This window comes from Amycolatopsis sp. NBRC 101858 (genome assembly GCF_030269325.1).
Classification (GTDB): Bacteria; Actinomycetota; Actinomycetes; order Mycobacteriales; family Pseudonocardiaceae; genus Amycolatopsis; species Amycolatopsis ponsaeliensis.
This window is the reverse complement of the sequence record NZ_BSTD01000003.1, coordinates 202,078-219,668: the sequence shown is the minus strand read 5'-3', so window position 1 is coordinate 219,668 and position 17,591 is coordinate 202,078. Positions and strand designations below refer to the sequence as shown.

The window sequence follows — 17,591 nt, the reverse complement described above, 5'->3', positions numbered from 1 at the left end:
CATCATGAGCGACGGACCTCTGGCCGGTCTCCGGGTTCTCGACGCCGCCACTCTCGCCGCCGGCCCGCTGATCGCGACGTGGCTCGGCGAGCACGGCGCCGACGTCATCAAGGTGGAACAGCCCGAAGGCGGTGACGCCCTGCGGCAGTGGGGCGCGCAGAAGGACGGCGTCGGGCTGCTGTGGAAGAGCCTGGGGCGCAACAAGAAGAGCGTCACGCTGAACCTGCGTGAGGAACGCGGCCGGGAGCTGCTGCGCCGGCTGGCCGCGCAGGCCGACGTCGCGGTGCTGAACCTGCGCCCGTCCACATTGCACAAATGGGGCCTGGACTACGAAACCCTCGCCGAGGCGAACCCCGGCCTGGTCATGGTGCACGTGACGGGCTACGGCACGGGCGGCCCGAAGTCCGACCGGCCGGGATTCGGCACACTCGGCGAGGCGATGAGCGGCTTCGCCCACCTCACCGGCAGCCCCGAGGGCCCGCCGACGCTGCCGTCGTTCATGCTCGCCGACGGCGTCGCCGCGCTCACCGCGACCTACGCGGTGATGATGGCCCTCTACCACCGCGACGTCCACGGCGCGGCTGGTCAGCTCATCGACGTCAACCTCATCGAACCCCTAGCAAGGCTGCTGGAACAGTCGGTGCTCACCTACGACCAGTTCGGCACCGTCCCGGTCCGGACCGGGAACCGGTGGGACATCAGCGCGCCGCGCAACGTCTACCGGACCAAGGACGGGCACTGGCTGGCGATGTCCGGCAGCGCCCCGACGATCGCGAAGCGAGCGCTGGAAGCGGTCGGCCGGCCCGAGCTGACGAAGGATCCCCGGTTCGCCGAGGCGCAGCAGCGGCTGCGCAACGCCGCGGAGATCGACGGCATCATGGCCGCCTGGATCGCCGAGCGCACCCTGGACGACGCGATGACCGTCTTCGAGGAGGCGAACGTCGCGGCGGCCCCGGTGTACGACGCCGAGCAGCTTCTCGCCGACCCGCAGCTGCAGGCGCGCGGGGTGTATCCGTCCATTCCGGACGCCGACCTGGGCTCGATGCGCGTCCAGGCCCCGGTCCCGCGCTTCTCCGCGACCCCGGGTCGCATCGACCACCTGGGCCCGTCGCTCGGGGAACACAACGACGAGATCTACGGCGGCCTGCTCGGCCTGGACGCCGCCACGGTCCGCGAGCTGCGCGAGCAAGGGGTGATCTGACGATGGCCACGGAGTCCTTCATCGACGGCGAGTCCGTGGGGGCGAAGGCGGTGTACGAGAACGTCGATCCCTCCACCGGTCAGGTCCTGGGTGAGGTCGCGCGTGGCGGTGCGGAGGAGATCGACCGCGCGGTCGCGGCGGCGCGCCGGACCCACCGCTCGTGGCGCGCGACGACACCCGAGCAGCGGTCCGCACTGCTGTGCCGGCTGGCCGACCTGATCGAGCGCGACGTCGAGTCCCTCGCACACCTCGAGAGCGAGGACACCGGGAAGCCGCTGTCCCAGGCACGCAACGACGCCCGCGTCTGCGCGCGCTACTTCCGCTTCTACGGCCACGCGATCGACTCGTACTACGGGCTCTCCCTGCAGCTGCGACCGGACCTGCACGCCTACACCCGGCGCGAGCCGCACGGCGTCACCGGGCACATCGTGGCCTGGAACTACCCGCTGCAGCTGTTCGCCCGCGGCGTCGCCCCGGCCGTGGCCACCGGGAACTGCAGCGTGGTGAAGCCCGCCGATGAGACGCCGCGCACCGCGGTGGCGGTGGCCGTGCTCGCGCTGGAAGCCGGGTTCCCGCCCGGCGTCGTCAACGTGGTGACCGGGCTCGGTCCCGAGGCGGGCGCCGCGCTGTCGGCGCACCCGGGTGTCGACCACCTCGGCTTCGTCGGCTCGACGCGCATCGGGAGTCTCGTCGCGGCGAGCGCCGCCGAGCGGGTGTCGCCGGTGATGCTCGAGCTCGGTGGCAAGTCGGCGCACCTGGTGTTCGCCGACGCCGACGTCGAGAAGGCCGCCCGGGTGGCCGCGAGCGCGATCCTGCAGAACGCCGGGCAGACCTGCTCCGCCGGCTCGCGGGTGCTGGTTCACGAGAGCGTGCACGCCGAGGTCGTCGAGCGGATCGCCGGTCACTTAGCGAAGGTGTCGATCGGCCGCGGGCTGGACGACCCCGACCTGGGCCCGCTCGTGTCCCGCAAGCAGCAGGACCGCGTCCGCAGCTACGTCGACGCGGCGGGCACGGGGGAGCTGGTGACCGGCGGGACGATCGCCGAACCCGACGGGATCACCGGCGGCGCCTACTTCGCGCCGACTCTGATCGACGGGGTCGACCCGGCCGCGCCGATCGCGCAGGAGGAGGTCTTCGGGCCGGTCCTCACCACGATGCGGTTCTCCACCGAAGAGGAGGCAATCGCGCTCGCGAACGGGACGGAGTACGCGTTGCTGGGCGCGGTGTGGACCCGGGACCTGAGCCGGGCGCACCGGCTGGCGGCCGAGATCGAGGCAGGCCAGGTGTACGTCAACACCTACGGCGCCGGTGGCGGCGTGGAGCTGCCGTTCGGCGGGTTCCGCAAGTCGGGTTACGGGCGCGAGAAGGGTGTCGAAGCGCTGGATGCCTACACCGCCACGAAGACGGTCGTCGTCCAGCTGTGATCAGCTCCGTTCGGCGAACTGGCGGCGCAGCAGCTCGGCGGCGCTGTCGAAGTGCTGCTCGGCGACCTGCCTCGCGGTGCTCTCGTCCCGGCTGCCGAGCGCGGCCACCAGCGCGTCGTGCTCGTCGAGGCTGCACGGCACGTGCTCGGGGAACAGCTCGAAGAACCGCCGCGGGATCAGCCGGCCGGCTTCGGCGAGCATCCGCTGCAGGCGCGCCGAGTGGCAGGCGCGGTTGATCTCGCGGTGGAACTCCCAGTTGAGCGTGGTGATGTCGTCGCCGACTGCGGCGGCGACCTTGATCTCGCGGTGCAGTTCCCGCACCCGCAGCAGCTCCCGTTCGGTGACCCCGCGCGCGGCCCACTGCGCGGCGAGCCCGGACAGTGCGGCCATCAACGCGAAGTTCTCCAGGACCGCCTCGGGGGACAGGCCGATCACCACGATCCCGCTGCGCTGGGCGACACGCACGAGCCCGTCCTGGCTCAGCGACAGGCAAGCCTCGCGCACGGGCGTGCGGCTGGTGCCGAACTCCTCGGCGAGCGCGTCGAGGTTGAGCTTGGTGCCGGGGGCCAGCACGCCGGACAGGACGCGGTCGCGCAGGACGTCGACGATGCGCTCCCGGCCGGTGCGGTACGTCTCGCTCTCGTCCGGGGCGAGGTCGATCGGCCACGGTCCGAGGTCGGTGGCGCTCATTCCGGGTCTCCTCACCTTGACACGGCTCGTCGGCGCAATGAATATATCAGTACGGAACTGATGTATCAGTTGCCGGTCCGGCGAAGCCCTCGAGAGGCCCCGATGACCACACCACGCACAGACCAGATGACCCTCGTCGCCTTCCTGCAGGCGTCCAACGTGTCGGTGTACTCCGGCTCGTGGCGCTACCCCAGCTCCGCGGCGGACTACCTCGACCTGCGGTACTACCAGCGGATCGCGCGGGTGCTCGAAGAAGGCACCTTCGACCTGATGTTCTTCGACGACCGGCTCGCGATGCCCACCATCTACGGCAACTCGCCCGCCGAGGCCGTGCGCCGCGGCGCACGCCCGATCAAGCTCGACCTGAGCACCGTCCTGGGCGCGGTCGCCGCCGCGACCGAGCACATCGGACTCGGCGCGACCTACTCCACCACCTACTACCAGCCGTTCCACGTCGCGCGGACCTTCGCCACGCTCGACCACCTCAGCGGCGGCCGGGCCGCCTGGAACGTCGTCACCTCGGTCAACGACGCCGAGGCGCAGAACTTCGGCCTGGAGCAGCACTTCGCCCATGACAAGCGCTACGACCGGGCCGAGGAGTTCATCGAGGTCGTCTCGAAGCTCTGGGACTCGTGGGAAGAAGGCGCGATCCTCGACGACCGCGCGAACGGCGTCTTCGCCGACCCCGAGCGCGTCCACGAGATCGACCACCAGGGCGAGTACTTCACGGTGCGCGGCCCGCTGACCGTGCCGCGCACACCGCAGGGCCGGCCGGTGATCATCCAGGCCGGCCAGTCCGGGCGCGGCATGCAGTTCGCGGCGCGGTGGGCCGACCTCATCTTCACCTCGGACCCGACCCAGGAGATCGCGCTGGAGCACTACCAGCAGCAGAAGAAGCTGATCACCGAGGCCGGCCGCGACGCCGACACCGTGAAGCTGCTGCCGATGGCCTACACGATCGTCGGCGAGACCGAGGCCATCGCGCGCGAGAAGGAGAAGATCTTCCTCGACGAGCTGGTGCACCCGATGGCGTCGCTGACACTGCTGTCGGAGGTGACCAACCACGACTTCGCCGAGCACTCGCTCGACGACGTCGTCACCGACGAGCTGATCGACTCGGTGTCCGGGATCCGGGGGCTCGTCCAGGGCGTGCGGCGGCACGTCGGCGAAGGCAAGCTGACGCTGCGCACGCTGGCCAACCACCGCGCGACGCTGCTGCAGGGACCGCGGTTCGTGGGCACCGGGACGCAGGTCGCCGACCAGATGCAGGAGTGGTTCGAGTCGGGCGCGTCCGACGGGTTCGTCCTGGCGGCCACGCACTTCCCGGGCGCCTTCGAGGACTTCGTCCGGCTGGTCGTGCCGGAGCTGCGCCGCCGCGGCCTGTTCCGCTCCGAGTACCCGGGCGCGACGCTGCGGGACACCCTGTCGCTCGCCCAGCCGGAGAACCAGTTCGCGAAGACCGAGGAGGCGAGCGGTGCCTGAGCTCCTGCGGCGCTCCGAGCTGGCCACCCCCGCCACCAGCGAGCGGATGTTCACCAAGGCGGCCGCGTCCGGCGCCGACCTGGTGTTCCTCGACCTGGAGGACGCCGTCGCGCCGGCGATGCGCGAGAAGGCCCGGGGCCTCGCCGTGCGCGCACTGACCGAGCACGACTGGGGCGCCACGACCCGCGCGGTGCGCGTCAACGGCATCCACACGAAGTGGGCCCACGGAGACATCATCGAGGTCGTCACCGGGGCCCGGGAGCACCTCGACACCCTGATCGTGCCCAAGGCGACGGCGGCCCGGGACGTCTGGTGGGTGGACGTCCTGCTGACCCAGTTGGAGGAGGATCTGGGCCTGCGCAAGCGCATCCGGCTGGAAGTGCTCATCGAAGACGTCGCCGGGGTCGCGCACGTCGAGGAGATCGCGACGGCCAGTTCCCGGCTGGACGCGGTGATCTTCGGTGCCGGAGACCTCTCGGTGTCGCAGGGGGCGCGGGTGGACACGAACTTCCAGCCGCGCGAGCCGTATCCCGGCGATTTCTGGTACTACGCGCGGATGCAGGTCCTGACCGCGGCCCGCATCGCGGGGATCCTCGCCATCGACGCGCCGTACCCCGATTTCCGCGACCCGGAAGGCTACGAGCGGGACGCGAGCAACGCGGCTTCCCTGGGCTTCAACGGGAAGTGGGCGATCCACCCGTCGCAGATCGAGATCGCGAACCGCGTCTTCCGCCCGACGGACGCCGAAGTCGAACGCGCGCAGCGCAACCTCGCGGCCTACCGGGCCGCCGAAGCGGACGGCCTCGGCGCGACGAGCGTCGACGGCCAGCTGGTCGACGCGGCCCACGTCAAGCTGGCCGAACGGGTCCTGGCCCAGCACGCCGCGGCCTCGGGTGAGTCGTGACGGGCCCGGAACTCGCGGCCGTGCCCGGCGGGGAGAGCCTGCGCGAAGCCTTCGCCTGCTTCCCGTCCGGGGTGGTGGCGGTCTGCGCGCTCGCGGACGGCGCCCCTGCCGGGCTGGCGGCGAGCTCGTTCACGTCGGTGTCGCTCGACCCGCCGCTCGTTTCCGTGTGTGTACGACGGACGTCGACCACCTGGCCGGTGCTCAGGCCCGCCGCCCGGCTGGGGATCAGCGTGCTTGCCGAGGACCAGGACCTGCTGTGCCGCCAGCTCGCCCGCAAGTCCGGCAACCGCTTCGAGCGTGTCAGCTGGACGCGGGACCCGGCGGGCGCAGTCTTCATCGACGGCGCGAGCCTGTGGCTGAGCTGCACGGTCGAGGACGAAGTTCCCGCGGGTGACCACGGTATCGCCGTGCTGCGGATCCACGGGCTGCGGGCCGAGCCGCTCGTCTCGCCGCTGGTGTTCCACGGCAGCACGTTCGGCCGGGTCGCCTCATAAGACACCCGTCGAGTTCAGCCGAACAGGTCGACCACGGGCTTGTTGTGCAGTTCGTCCTTGAGCAGGTACTTCGCGGCGGCTTCCATGTGGTTGCGCCAGTGCCGCTCGGCGCCGTCGGCGTCCCCGGCTTCGACCAGGGTGACGAGCTTGCGGTAGGCCCGGATCGCCCGGCGGAAGCGCTCCGGGGACTCCGTCGAGTCGAAGTTGCGGGAGACCCGGTGCTCCAGGTGCGTCGCGACGATGTCCTGGAGCACGGCGCCCTGCACGGCGAGCGTCTTGTTCCGCGAGCGCTGCATGATCAGCTCGTGGAACCGGTAGGTCAGCCGGGACCACAGGGCCGGGTCGGGCACCGCGTTGTCGCGGGAGTCGATCGCCGACCGCAGCTGCTCGACGACCTCGGTGAGGTCGGCGAGGTCCTGCTTCGTCCGCCGTTTGGCCAGCATGCGGGCGCACGCGGGCTCGGCGATCATGCGCGCTTCGTACACGTCGTCGAGCGTGGTGCCCTGGATCTGCAGCAGCAGGCCGACGTAGCGGGCCGCCACGGACACGTCCGGGGCGAGCACCTGGGCGCCACCGCGGCTGCCGCGGCGGATGGTGATGAGGTTCTCGGTCTCGAGGATCCGGAATGCCTCGCGCAGCGTCGGCCGGGACACCCCGAACTGCTCCATGAGCTGGGTTTCCGGGGGCAGCAGCTCGCCGGCCGTGAGTTCACGCCGGACGATCCGGCGCCGCAGCTGCGTCGCGATCAGCTCGGCGGTCTTCGGCGCGCGGACGAGCTCGCCGACCGGCGCCACTGCATTGGTGGAACTCATGTCAATCATTGTACTGGTGAGCGGTCCACGGGCCCATCGACCTGCGATGACACCACTAAGATCCAACTCATTAAACTACTGAAGGTGACGAAGGAGGCCGGAGACGTGGTGTCCGCCGCCGAATTCGGTGCACTGGCCGGGAAGCTGAGCAACTGGGGCCGGTGGGGTGCCGACGACCAGCGCGGGACGCTGAACTTCGTCACCCGCGCAGTGGTCCGCAAAGGTGCCGCGTCGGTGGTGACGGGCGAGACGTTCTCCCTGGCGATGCCGCTGTCCCTGGCCAGCCCGCAGGACGGCACCGGGGTCCCGGGCCGGATCAACCCGGTCCGCACGATGCTGGCTGTCAACACGCCCATGGCCGCGTCCCCGGATGCCTGTGCCTACAGCGACGACATCGTCGTGACACCGACCCAGGCGGCGACGCACTGGGACGCGCTTTCCCACTGCAGCCACCGCGGTGTGCTGTACAACGGCTTCCCGGCGGAGGCGATCGACGCGACCGGTGCCACGAAGCTGGGGATCGAGGCCGCGGGGAGCGTAGTTTCGCGTGGTGTTCTGCTCGACGTCGCCCGGCACGAGGGCGTCGACCGGTTGCCGGGGCGCTTCCCGGTGACGCGCGCGGTGCTCGAGGCGGTCGAGGAGGCGCAGGGCACCCCGGTCGAAGAGGGGGACATCCTCCTGGTGCGCACCGGGCAGGCTTCGTACTTCCTGGCGGGTGACGTCCCGGGTTACCGGCGTCCCGTGCCGGCCTTGGACCACGACGCGCCGGTGTACTTCCACGAGCGCCGCATCGCGGCCGTGGCCATCGACAACATGCCGATGGAGCTGATCCCGGCGGGTGTGGACGACGTCGTGCTGCCGGTGCACGTGCTGAACCTGGTGATGATGGGACTGCTCCAGGGGCAGAACTTCGTGCTGGAGGACCTCGCCGCGGCGTGCGCGGCGGACGGCCGGTACACCTTCCTGCTGAACGCCACCCCGGAACCCTTCCCGAGGAGCACCGGCGGCCTGGTCAACCCGGTCGCGGTGCGCTAGCGGATTCAACCAGGTCAAGAAGCTGACTGTGTCGACGTGGAGCGAGGTGGCCGGAATGGACCGGATCGATCCGGAGTCTTTGGTGCGCGGGGTGTTGCCGTCTCTTTCGTGGTCGGCGGGTTCGCGTCTTCCCGCCGCGCAGAGCGCGAAGCTCACGCACGACACCGTGCGGGCCGCGCGGGTGCCCGCGGGTGTGCACCTGGCCTTCACCGGGACGGCGACCGCACTCGACTTCGACGTCCGGCTGGGGGAGCGTACGAGTGTTCCGGCGCCGGGTGTTCCCTTGGCCTTCGTGGTCCGGGCGGGCCGGCTCCCGGTGAGCGTGGTTCCCGTGCCCGGCGGCGACGGCACCGTGCGGATCCCGCTCCCGGAACGGGAACCGGGTGAGGTGGTCCGGGTCTACCTGCCCGAAGCCGTCGAGGTGCGCGTCGACGGCGTCTCCCCGGTGGGCGGGAGCCTGGCTCCCGCGCCGCGCGGGCCGTTGTGGGTGGTCTACGGCGACTCCATCTCCCAGGGCTGGTCGGTCACCGAGTGCGGCCTGGCGTGGCCGTCGCTAGTGGCCGCCGGGCTCGGGCTGGACCTGGTCAACCTGGGCTTCGCCGGCGCCGCACGGGGCGAGCTGCAGGCGGCCGACGTCGTCGGCGCTTCGGAGGCGGCGGCCGTGGCGGTGGCGTGGGGCACCAACGCGTGGTCTTCGCTGCCGACCGATGCCGCGCAGATCGGCCAGACGATGCGGGTGTTCCTCACCGCCCTGCGTCAGGGGCTGCCTCGAGCACCCGTCGTCGTGGTGAGCCCGATCAGGCGGCCGGACGCCGAGGACGTCCCCAACCGGTTCGGGGCGACGCACGCCGAGCTGCGCACCGCACTCGAGGAAGCCGTGGACGAGTTCGCGGTCGCGACCGGTGACGAGCGGATCACCCTCGTCCGAGGGCTCGGCCTGGTGCCGGACGCCGAGCTGGCCGACGGCCTGCACCCCGGCGACGACGGCCATCGCAGCCTGGCCGCGGGCGTCGCCCCGCACGTCGCGGCGGGGCTGGGCCTGCCGGCCTAGTTACCGAGGTCCTGATTCGCTCCGGGCTCGAGCAGCGCGAGCGAGGCCTGCGAGTAAGCCTGCTTGCGGCGCTCGCTCACGAGGAACGACGGCGGCGCGAGGAACGCGATGTCACGAGCGATCGTGCCCTCGCGGCGCCGCAACGCCGATGCCGCGTCGGCGGTGCTGCCGCAGATCCCGATGGCGTCGACCATGTCGTCGGTGACCGCCCGCGTCATGTCGTCGATGCGCTTCTCCGCGAACGCCTCCCGGATCAGCTCCACCTGCTTGGTCCAGCCGTGGAAGCGGACGTACGGGTCGTAGGTCCGGACGGTCAGGTAGAAGGCGATCATCCGGCGTATGTCGGTGACGGCGCGCTCGGGGTCGTCGTCGTTGATCGCGCAGAGCAGCCAGCCGTGTTCCGACGGCCGGGCGTCGCGTTCGGACTCCCCGGCGCCGCGCTCCACGGCGGGGCGGACGACCTCGGTCCACCAGTCCGCGGTGAACAACCCGTGCCCGATCACGCCGTCCGCGACCCGTCCCGCTGCCGCCGCCATCCGCTTGTTGAAGCCCGCCAGAAGGATGGGCGCGTCGATCTTCCCGAGCACCGGCGCCTGGACCTTGGCCCGCACGTGGTAGAACTCGCCGTCGTAGCGGACGGTCTGCCCGTTCTCGGCGTGCAGCCAGGCACGGACCGCGCCGACCAGCTCGGTCATCCGTTCGACCGGCCGATCGGCTTCGACCCCGCACCAGTCGCGGTTGATGGCGTAGGCCCCCGACCCGAGCCCGGCGAAAACCCGCCCTGGCGCTTGCTTCCACAGCCTGCGGACAGCGGCCGCGTGTGCGAAGGGCGTGCGGGCGAACCCGTACGCGATCGCGGGGCCGATCAGCGCCCGGTCGGTCGCGGCGGCCATCTCCGCCACCGTCACGTAGGCGTCGTGGTCGACGAACTCCCCGGTGCAGAAGGCGGGCACGCCCAGACTCTCCGCGATCCGGCCCGCCTCCGCGCCCGGCCACGGCATGCCGAATTCGGTCATCGCCGACCGTCCTTCCGTCCGTGAGCTGAATCAGTTATATAATACTATTGATTCGGAGGTGGCAAGGACCACGGGAGCCGCCGGTCCGTCCGGCGGGCTCCCGTCATCACCCGCGGAACGTTGCCTTGCCGGGTCCGTTCTCGACGAAGCTGCGCAGCCCGTGTTGCCCGTCCTCGCTCGCGAAGCAGGCGGTGATGAGGTCGGCTTCCAGCGCCAGGCCCGCGTCGATGGGCAGGTCGGCGTCGAGCGCTTGTTTGGCGTGGCGCAACGCGATCGGGCCCCGCGCGTACGTCAGCGCTCGTTCGACGGCCTCGGTGAACACCGTCTCGTCTTCGGTGACGTGGTGGACCAAGCCGATCTCCAGGGCCTCGTGGGCGCGCACCTGACGACCGGACAGGATCAGGTCCTTGGCGCGGGCGTGGCCGACGATCCGGCCGAGCCGCTGGGTGCCGCCGGAGCCGGGCATGATCCCGAGGGTGATCTCGGGCAGGCCCAGAACGGCTCCGGCGCCGGCCACGCGGAAGTCGGCCGCCAGCGCCAGCTCGCAACCGCCACCCAGGGCGTAGCCGGTGATGGCCGCGACGGTCACCTGCGGCGCCGTCGCCACCAGGTGGAAAGCGCGTTGCAGCACCCGGTTGCGCGCACCGAACTCGGCCGGTGTCAGCGGGAGCATCTCCTTGACGTCGGCGCCGGCCGCGAAGTGCCGTCCGCCGGTGATCACGACGGCCCGGTACGGGCTGCCATTCTCGTGCAGCTGTTCGCCGACCGCCAGCAGGGCGTCCCACATGGCCTGGCTCAGGGCGTTCACCGGCGGCCGGTCGATGCGCAGGACCGCTAGGCGTTCCTCGCCGGCATGCGGGGTGAGGGTGACGTTCATCGCGCCGTCCATCCGCCGTCGACGTACAGGGTGCTTCCGGTGACGTAGGACGAGGCGTCACTCGCGAGGAACACGACGGCCCCCGCGAGTTCGCTCGCATCCCCGATCCGGCCCTGCGGAACGGCGTTCCGCACGCGCTCGCCCCACGAGCTGGAGATCAGGCCGTGGGAGAGGTCCGTCGCGAAGTAGCCGGGGGCCAGGGAGTTCACGCGCACCCCGCGATCGGCCCATTCGACCGCGAGGACGCGGGTCAAGGCCTCGACGCCGCCCTTGCTCGCGGCGTACGCGGCGATCCGGTCGAACCCGGTCGTGGCGTGCACGGACGACACGTTGACGATGCTGCCCGAGCCCTGCTCCAGCATCCGCTTTCCGGCCGCCCGCGCGCAGAAGAACGTGCCGTCGAGGTTGACCCGCAGCACCCGCTGCCAGTCCTCGTCCGAGACCTGCTCGCTGCGGCGGAACGTCGGGCTGATGCCGGCACAGTTGACGAGGACGTCCAGCTTCCCGATCCGGTCGACGCATTCGTCGGCGAACCCGGGGTCGTCCACCGAGCCGGGCAGCACCAGCGTGGCGTCGCCCAGTTCCGCCGCCAGCTCGGTCAGGTCCGACTCGGTGCGGGACGTGACGGCGACGCGTGCACCGGCGGACGCGAGGGCGGCCGCCATGACGCGGCCGAGTCCCTTGCCGGCTCCGGTGACCCACGCCGTCCGACCCGAGAGGTCGAACTCCTTCATGCCGTGGCCGCCCGGAGGGTGCGTTTGAGGACCTTGCCCGACGGGGTGCGGGGCAACTCGTCGACGAACCGGATGTCGGCCGGCACCTTGAACTTCGCCAGCCGTTCGCGGCAGTGCGCGACCAGTTTCTCCGCGTCCAGGCCGGAACCCTCGCGGCGCACCACGAACGCCTGCGGCACCTCGCCCCAGCGTTCGTGCGGAAGTCCGACGACGGCGGCCTCGACGACGTCCGGGTGCTCGTACAGCACGCGTTCGACCTCGGGGGTGGCGATGTTCTCGCCGCCCGAGACGATCATGTCCTTCTTGCGGTCTTCGACGTACAGGTAGCCGTCTTCGTCCAGCCGGCCGATGTCGCCGGTGTGGAACCAGCCGTCCCGGATCGCCTTCGCGGTCGCTTCCTCGTCCCGCCAGTAACCGGCGAAGACCTTCGGCCCGGCAAGGGTGATCTCGCCGAGTTCGCCGGGAGCGACCTCCGCGTCGTGCTCGTCGACGATGCGCACCCGCAGGTGCTGCACCGGCCTGCCGACGGAACCCACCTTGCTCAGGACGTGATCGGCGTCGTTGAACGTGTCGCCGGCGACGGTTTCGGTGAGCCCGTACGCGTCGGCGAACCACGCGGTCGGGAACGCCTCCTGGATCCGGCCGACCAAGGGTTCGGGCATCTTCTCCCCACCGCCGATGATGAACCGCAGCGACGACGTGTCCCGCGCGCGCAGATCAGGCAGTTGCAGGATGGCGTTCATCATCGACGGGGCGAGCCAGATGTTGGTCGGCCGCTCCCGCTCGATCAGCGCCACGACTTCGGCCGCGTCGAACCGGCGCACCAGGTGCAGGCTGCCGCCCGCGTGCAGCGTGCCCAGGCCGGGCAGGTCCAGCCCGCCGACGTGGTAGAGCGGACCGCACACGAGCGTGCGGTCGTCCTGGCCCAGGCCGAACTCGACGATGTGCGCGAGGTTCTTGAACAGCAGGTTGTGGTGCGTGATCGGCACGCCCTTGGGCCGGGAAGTCGTGCCGGAGGTGTACATCAGCCGCTGCAGGTCGCTCGGTCCGACGTCGGCGAGGGGAACCCGGTCACCGCGGTGTGCGGAGACCAGGTCGTCGTAGGACTCCCAGCCCGGCCTGCTGCCGCCGAGGAGGATGCGGTGCTTGAGGCCCTGGGTGGACACGGCGTCGGCGAACTCGGGCTCGGTGAGGATCGCGACCGCCGACGCGTGGCCGAGGATGAACTCCCACTCGACGGGGGAGAGGCGGTAGTTCAGAGGCAGGAACGCCGCGCCGAGCCGGTTGAGCGCAAAGACCGTCTCGAGGAATTCGAGGTGGTTGTAGAGCAGCAGCGCGACGATGTCGCCCGCGCCGACGCCGAGGTCGCGCAGGCCGGCCGCCAGGGCGTTGACGCGCTCGTCGAGCTCGCGCCCGGTCAGCCGCCGGTCTCCCTGGGAGAGCACGACCTGGTCGGGGTGGTGGGCCGCGTTGTGCTCGACGACGCCGGCGAAGTTGTACATCAAGCCCTCCTGGTGGAGAAACATGGGGAGCGAAGCTGACAAGGCCCGATCAGGCAGCTGCCGACCGGCGCACGGCGGCGGCGATGCGGTCCGGGCTCGGCAGCCATTCGCGTTCCAGCGAAGGCGCGTACGGTGCCGGTGTCGCGGCCGCGCCGACCCGGATCACCGGCGCGTCGAGCGTCCAAAAACCCTCTTCCGCGGCGAGCGCGGCCAGCTCCGCGCCGACACCGAACTGCTCGACGGCCTGGTGCGCGACGACGAGCCGGCCGGTCTTGGCCAATGAGCGCAGGACGGTCTCGGTGTCCAGCGGCGCGATGGTCCGCAGGTCGATGACCTCGACGCTGATGCCCTCGCCGGCCAGCTGCTCCGCGACGGCCACGCAGTCGTGCACCAGCTTCGAGTACGAGACCAGGGTGACGTCGGTGCCCTCCCGGCGGATCGCGGCCTTGCCAAGGGGTATCAGGTGCCCCGGCTCCGGCCGCGGTCCCTTGCGGCCGTAGAGCAGCCGGTTTTCGATGAACACCACAGGGTTGGGGTCGCGGATCGCGGCCCGCAGCAGCCCGTAGGTGTCGGACGGCGTCGAGGGCATCACGACCGTGAGCCCGGGGATGTGCGCCAGCAGGGCTTCCAGGCTCTGGGAGTGCTGGCTGCCGGACGACTTGCCCGCGCCGAACTGCGTGCGGACTACCAGGGGGAGGGTCACCGCGCCGCCGGTCATGAAGCGCAGTTTCGCGGCCTGGTTCATCAGCTGGTCCAGGCAGACGCCGATGAAGTCCAGGTACATCAGCTCGACCACGGGCCGCATCCCGGCCATCGCGGCGCCCACACCGACGCCGACGACTGCGCTTTCGGAGATGGGGGTGTCGCGCACCCGGCCCGGGTACTTCTCGGCGAGCCCGCGGGTCAGGCCGAAGACGTTGCCCCCGGCGCCGACGTCGATCCCGGCGACGAAGACGCCCTTGTCGGAGCCGAGTTCGTAGTCCAGCGCGTCGTGGACGGCGTCCATCGTGCGGAAGATCTCGCCGGTCGGCTCCGGCGGCTCGGCCACCGGTTCGCGAGGCACCCCGACGTAGTGGTGCAGCGTCTCGGGCGCCGGCTCTTCAGCCGCTTTCGCCTCGGCGACGGCCTTCTCGATCAGGACGTCGATCTCGAGGTCGATCTCCGCGATCCGGCCGGGGTCGAGTCGCGAGGCGAGGCGCGGCAGCGGGTCGCGCTCCTTCCACGATGCCAGCTCCTCGGGTTCGCGGTAGCGCTCGGGGTCGCCTTCGTAGTGCCCGTGCCAGCGGTAGGTCTCGGCTTCCAGCAGCACCGGTCCGGCACCCGCGCGCAGCTTGGCGACGAGCGTGGTCACGGTGTCGGCGACGGCCACGACGTCGTTGCCGTCCACGTGGGCGTAGTCGATGCCGTAGCCACGCGCGCGGTCGGCCAGCGTCGCGCGGTGCTGGTCCGCGGCGGCCGAGAATTCGGCGTAGTGGTTGTTCTCGCAGCAGAAGATCACCGGCAGCTGCCACACCGCGGCCAGGTTGACGGCTTCGTGGAACATGCCCTGCGCGACCGCGCCGTCGCCGAAGAAGGCCAGTACGACCCCGCCGTCCCCGCGCAGTTGTGCGGCCGTGGCGGCGCCGGTCGCGATGGGCAGTCCGGCCGCGACGATCCCGTTCGCGCCGAAGATCCCTTTGCGGGGATCGGCGATGTGCATCGAGCCGCCGCGACCCTGGCAGGTTCCGGTGCGCCGGCCCATCAGCTCGGCGAACATGCCGGTGACGTCAAGGCCTTTGGCGATGCAGTGCCCGTGCCCGCGGTGCGTCGAGGTCACGACGTCACGGTCGTCGAGTGGCCAGCACGCACCCACCGCGGAGGCTTCCTGGCCGATGGACAGGTGCAGGAAACCGGGAATCTCGTTGGTGCGGTAGAGCCGCGACGCCCGGTCCTCGAACTGCCGGATCAAGCGCATTCGCCGGTACATCTCGAAGAGCGCCGCCGGGTCCGCGGAAAGCTCGGTGGCAACAGTGGCAGTCATCGCGTCCTTGCCTTGTCTGCTCGTGATACCGCCCTCGCCCCTTGACATCCGGCGAGGAACCACGATTCTTGTACCGTTCGGACTAAAATACAAGCGGCGAGGGGAAGCGATGGGCATGCGGGCCCTGCGGTGGCACGGAAGAGGGGATCTGCGGCTCGACGACGTCGCGGAACCGGGCCCGCCGGAACCGGGACAGGCCGTGGTCGAAGTCGCCTTCAGTGGCATCTGCGGCACAGACTTGCACGAGTTCCGGCACGGCCCGAACCTCATCCGCACCGGCCCGCACCCGCTGACCGGGCACGAGCCGCCGGTAACCCTCGGGCACGAGTTCAGCGGCCGGGTGACCGCGCTGGGCAGCCCGGTGCCCGGGATCGACGTCGGCACGCGCGTGGTCGCCGACCCCTGCCTGCGATGCGGGGTTTGCCGGTGGTGCCGCCACGGTGAATACCACATCTGCGCGAAGGGCGGCTCGGTCGGATTGGCCTCGGACGGGGCTTTCGCGCCTTACGTCACCGTGCCGGTCGAAGGGCTCGTCCGGATCCCGGACGCCGTCCCGGACGACCTGGCCGCGCTGGCCGAGCCGCTGGCGGTCGGGCTGCACGCGGTGCGCCGCGGCACGGTCCAGCCGGGGGACAACGTCCTGATCCTGGGCGCGGGGCCGATCGGCGTAGCCGCGCTGTTCGCGGCGAAGCTGGCGGGCGCGGCCGGCGTCTACGTCAGCGAGCCGGTGACCGCGCGGGCCGAGCGCGCTGCCGAGCTGGGCGCGTCCGAGGTCTTCGACCCGGCGTCGGCCGATGTCCGGCGTGAGGTGTTCCTGCGCACCGGCCGCGTCGGCCCGGACGTCGTGATCGAGGCGACCGGGTTGCCGGCGCTGGTCGAGCTGGCGGTCACCACGGTCCGCCGCGGCGGCCGTGTCGTGCTGGCCGGGATCAGCGGGGGAGCGGCGTCGCTGCCGATCAACCAGATCGTGCCGTTCGAGCGGACCGTGGTCGGTTCGCTCGGCTACAACTTCGACATCCCCCGGGTGCTGGACCTGATCGCCGAGAAGCGGTTCGACCCGGGCCCGCTGCACACCGGCACGTATCCGCTTTCCGACGGTTTGGCGGCGTTCGCCGAGCTCGACGCGGACCGCGGCGGGCACCTGAAGATCCTGCTGACCCCGAAGGAGCTTTGATGGACTTCGACCTGCCCGAGGACGCCGTCGCCGTCCAGCGGCTGGTCCGCGACTTCGCGGCCAAGGAGATCGAGCCGTACGCGGCGGACTGGTCCGAGCGGGCCCACTTCCCGGCGGAGGTCTTCCGCGCCCTGGGCGAGCTGGGCCTGATGGGGATGCTGGTCGACGAGGCCTACGGCGGCGCGAACGCCGGGTTCGTGTCGTACGTCGCGGCGATGGAGGCGCTCGGAGCGGCGGACCAGTCCGTGGCGTCGGCGTGGAACGCGCACTCGACGATCGCGTCGCTGCCGCTTGCCGCGTTCGGCACCGAAGAGCAGAAGCAGCGCTGGCTGGTTCCGCTGGCGACGGGGGAGAACATCGGCGCGTTCGGGCTGACCGAACCGACCGCGGGATCCGATGCCGCGAGCATCCGGACCCGGGCCCGCCGCGACGGCGACAGCTGGGTAATCAACGGCACGAAGATGTTCATCAGCAACGCTGGCACCGAGATGAGCCTCGGCGTCACGGTGCTGGCCGTGACCGGCGACGGCGAAGACGGCAAGAAGCGCTACGGCACGTTCTTCGTCCCGGACGGCACCCCCGGGTACGAGAAGGGGCAGCCGCTGCGCAAGCTCGGCTGGCACGCGATGGACACCCGCGAGCTGGTCTTCACCGACGTCCGGCTGCCCGGCGATCACCTGATCGGCGAGGAGGGCAACGGGCTGCGCCAGTTCCTCGCGGTCCTCGACGGCGGCCGGATCAGTGTGGCGGCGCTCGGGCTCTCGCTTGCCCAGGCGTCGCTCGACCTGGCGCTGAGGCACGCGGCCGACCGGCAGCAGTTCGGCCGCCCGCTGGGCGGGTTCCAGGCCGTCGCGCACAAGCTGGCCGACATGGCGACCGAGATCGAGGCCGCCCGGGCGCTGGTCTACCGGGCGGCGTGGCTCGGCGACCAGGGCCGTCCGTTCAGCCAGGAGGCCGCGATGGCGAAGCTGTTCGCGTCGGAGGTCGCCAACCGGGCGGCGAGCGCGAGCGTCCAGATCCACGGCGGCTACGGCTACATGCGCGAATCGGCAATCTCCCGGTTCTACGCCGACGCGAAGATCCTGGAGATCGGCGAGGGCACCAGCGAGATCCAGCGCAACGTGATCGCCAAAGCGCTGCTGAAACGCCGCTAGGTCGTGTCTGACAAAGTCTTG

Annotated in this window: 16 protein-coding genes; 9 read left to right on the top strand and 7 right to left on the bottom strand. The window is 71.0% G+C overall.

Annotated elements, in window-relative coordinates:
- Window positions 1–4 precede the first annotated feature (4 nt).
- Window positions 5–1,201, top strand: coding sequence for a CaiB/BaiF CoA transferase family protein (locus QSK39_RS24375; RefSeq protein WP_285480141.1), 1,197 nt, complete (start codon window positions 5–7; stop codon window positions 1,199–1,201).
- Between the two features lie 2 nt (window positions 1,202–1,203).
- Window positions 1,204–2,625, top strand: coding sequence for an aldehyde dehydrogenase family protein (locus tag QSK39_RS24370; protein ID WP_285480140.1), 1,422 nt, complete (start codon window positions 1,204–1,206; stop codon window positions 2,623–2,625).
- Here QSK39_RS24370 and QSK39_RS24365 read toward each other — a convergent pair whose 3' ends face one another.
- On the bottom strand, window positions 2,626–3,315 hold the full coding sequence (locus QSK39_RS24365) for a GntR family transcriptional regulator (RefSeq protein ID WP_285480139.1): 690 nt from the start codon (window positions 3,313–3,315) through the stop codon (window positions 2,626–2,628).
- A 102-nt stretch (window positions 3,316–3,417) separates the two neighbouring features.
- Between QSK39_RS24365 and QSK39_RS24360 the strand changes: the two genes are divergently transcribed.
- The 3 genes from QSK39_RS24360 to QSK39_RS24350 are packed head-to-tail and all read left to right on the top strand — an operon-like array spanning window position 3,418 to window position 6,195.
- A complete protein-coding gene (locus QSK39_RS24360) occupies window positions 3,418–4,797 on the top strand; it encodes an LLM class flavin-dependent oxidoreductase (protein ID WP_285480138.1) in 1,380 nt (459 codons plus the stop codon).
- Window positions 4,790–5,701 (top strand): HpcH/HpaI aldolase/citrate lyase family protein, encoded by a 912-nt coding sequence (locus QSK39_RS24355; RefSeq protein ID WP_285480137.1) that lies wholly within the window; start codon window positions 4,790–4,792, stop codon window positions 5,699–5,701. The genes QSK39_RS24360 and QSK39_RS24355 overlap by 8 nt, the downstream gene beginning before the upstream one ends.
- A complete protein-coding gene (locus QSK39_RS24350) occupies window positions 5,698–6,195 on the top strand; it encodes a flavin reductase family protein (protein WP_285480136.1) in 498 nt (165 codons plus the stop codon). Before QSK39_RS24355 ends, QSK39_RS24350 begins: the two co-directional genes overlap by 4 nt.
- Window positions 6,196–6,209: 14 nt before the next feature.
- Here the strand turns inward: QSK39_RS24350 and QSK39_RS24345 are convergent, their stop codons facing one another.
- On the bottom strand, window positions 6,210–7,007 hold the full coding sequence (locus tag QSK39_RS24345) for a FadR/GntR family transcriptional regulator (RefSeq protein ID WP_285480135.1): 798 nt from the start codon (window positions 7,005–7,007) through the stop codon (window positions 6,210–6,212).
- 84 nt (window positions 7,008–7,091) lie between these two features.
- Between QSK39_RS24345 and QSK39_RS24340 the strand changes: the two genes are divergently transcribed.
- Together QSK39_RS24340 and QSK39_RS24335 are read left to right on the top strand one after the other, a co-directional pair.
- Complete coding sequence (locus tag QSK39_RS24340) at window positions 7,092–8,042, top strand: cyclase family protein (protein WP_285480134.1); 951 nt, start codon at window positions 7,092–7,094, stop codon at window positions 8,040–8,042.
- Between the two features lie 55 nt (window positions 8,043–8,097).
- Window positions 8,098–9,093, top strand: a complete 996-nt coding sequence (locus QSK39_RS24335; protein WP_285480133.1) for an SGNH/GDSL hydrolase family protein — start codon at window positions 8,098–8,100, stop codon at window positions 9,091–9,093.
- Here QSK39_RS24335 and QSK39_RS24330 read toward each other — a convergent pair.
- From QSK39_RS24330 to QSK39_RS24310, 5 genes are all read right to left on the bottom strand, one after another.
- The gene (locus tag QSK39_RS24330) at window positions 9,090–10,109 is read right to left on the bottom strand and encodes an LLM class flavin-dependent oxidoreductase (protein ID WP_285480132.1); all 1,020 of its coding nucleotides are present in this window, start codon (window positions 10,107–10,109) and stop codon (window positions 9,090–9,092) included. The two genes, QSK39_RS24335 and QSK39_RS24330, sit on opposite strands and share 4 nt — an antisense overlap.
- A gap of 106 nt (window positions 10,110–10,215) precedes the next feature.
- On the bottom strand, window positions 10,216–10,986 hold the full coding sequence (locus QSK39_RS24325; protein ID WP_285480131.1) for an enoyl-CoA hydratase/isomerase family protein: 771 nt from the start codon (window positions 10,984–10,986) through the stop codon (window positions 10,216–10,218).
- Window positions 10,983–11,720: an SDR family NAD(P)-dependent oxidoreductase gene (locus tag QSK39_RS24320; protein ID WP_285480130.1), complete on the bottom strand. Its 738-nt coding sequence runs from the start codon at window positions 11,718–11,720 to the stop codon at window positions 10,983–10,985. Before QSK39_RS24320 ends, QSK39_RS24325 begins: the two co-directional genes overlap by 4 nt.
- A complete protein-coding gene (locus QSK39_RS24315) occupies window positions 11,717–13,222 on the bottom strand; it encodes an acyl-CoA synthetase (RefSeq protein ID WP_285480129.1) in 1,506 nt (501 codons plus the stop codon). The genes QSK39_RS24320 and QSK39_RS24315 overlap by 4 nt, the downstream gene beginning before the upstream one ends.
- A gap of 49 nt (window positions 13,223–13,271) precedes the next feature.
- On the bottom strand, window positions 13,272–15,242 hold the full coding sequence (locus tag QSK39_RS24310) for an alpha-ketoacid dehydrogenase subunit alpha/beta (protein ID WP_285480128.1): 1,971 nt from the start codon (window positions 15,240–15,242) through the stop codon (window positions 13,272–13,274).
- Between the two features lie 109 nt (window positions 15,243–15,351).
- Between QSK39_RS24310 and QSK39_RS24305 the strand changes: the two genes are divergently transcribed.
- Both QSK39_RS24305 and QSK39_RS24300 read left to right on the top strand, forming a co-directional pair.
- Window positions 15,352–16,416 carry a 2,3-butanediol dehydrogenase gene (locus QSK39_RS24305; RefSeq protein ID WP_285480127.1) on the top strand — a complete coding sequence of 355 codons (1,065 nt, stop codon included), beginning with the start codon at window positions 15,352–15,354 and terminating at the stop codon, window positions 16,414–16,416.
- Window positions 16,416–17,570 carry an acyl-CoA dehydrogenase family protein gene (locus QSK39_RS24300; RefSeq protein ID WP_285480126.1) on the top strand — a complete coding sequence of 385 codons (1,155 nt, stop codon included), beginning with the start codon at window positions 16,416–16,418 and terminating at the stop codon, window positions 17,568–17,570. Before QSK39_RS24305 ends, QSK39_RS24300 begins: the two co-directional genes overlap by 1 nt.
- The last annotated feature ends 21 nt before the right edge of the window (window positions 17,571–17,591 follow it).

Excerpts from the sequence above, each read along its gene's own strand:
- QSK39_RS24310 (WP_285480128.1), bottom strand. The coding sequence starts at position 15,242 with ATGACTGCCACTGTTGCCACCGAGCTTTCCGCGGACCCGGCGGCGCTC.
- QSK39_RS24320 (WP_285480130.1), bottom strand. The coding sequence starts at position 11,720 with ATGAAGGAGTTCGACCTCTCGGGTCGGACGGCGTGGGTCACCGGAGCC.
- QSK39_RS24315 (WP_285480129.1), bottom strand. The coding sequence starts at position 13,222 with ATGTACAACTTCGCCGGCGTCGTCGAGCACAACGCGGCCCACCACCCC.
- QSK39_RS24375 (WP_285480141.1), top strand. The coding sequence starts at position 5 with ATGAGCGACGGACCTCTGGCCGGTCTCCGGGTTCTCGACGCCGCCACT.
- QSK39_RS24305 (WP_285480127.1), top strand. The coding sequence starts at position 15,352 with ATGGGCATGCGGGCCCTGCGGTGGCACGGAAGAGGGGATCTGCGGCTC.
- QSK39_RS24325 (WP_285480131.1), bottom strand. The coding sequence starts at position 10,986 with ATGAACGTCACCCTCACCCCGCATGCCGGCGAGGAACGCCTAGCGGTC.
- QSK39_RS24300 (WP_285480126.1), top strand. The coding sequence starts at position 16,416 with ATGGACTTCGACCTGCCCGAGGACGCCGTCGCCGTCCAGCGGCTGGTC.
- QSK39_RS24330 (WP_285480132.1), bottom strand. The coding sequence starts at position 10,109 with ATGACCGAATTCGGCATGCCGTGGCCGGGCGCGGAGGCGGGCCGGATC.
- QSK39_RS24335 (WP_285480133.1), top strand. The coding sequence starts at position 8,098 with ATGGACCGGATCGATCCGGAGTCTTTGGTGCGCGGGGTGTTGCCGTCT.
- QSK39_RS24365 (WP_285480139.1), bottom strand. The coding sequence starts at position 3,315 with ATGAGCGCCACCGACCTCGGACCGTGGCCGATCGACCTCGCCCCGGAC.
- QSK39_RS24360 (WP_285480138.1), top strand. The coding sequence starts at position 3,418 with ATGACCACACCACGCACAGACCAGATGACCCTCGTCGCCTTCCTGCAG.
- QSK39_RS24345 (WP_285480135.1), bottom strand. The coding sequence starts at position 7,007 with ATGAGTTCCACCAATGCAGTGGCGCCGGTCGGCGAGCTCGTCCGCGCG.
- QSK39_RS24370 (WP_285480140.1), top strand. The coding sequence starts at position 1,204 with ATGGCCACGGAGTCCTTCATCGACGGCGAGTCCGTGGGGGCGAAGGCG.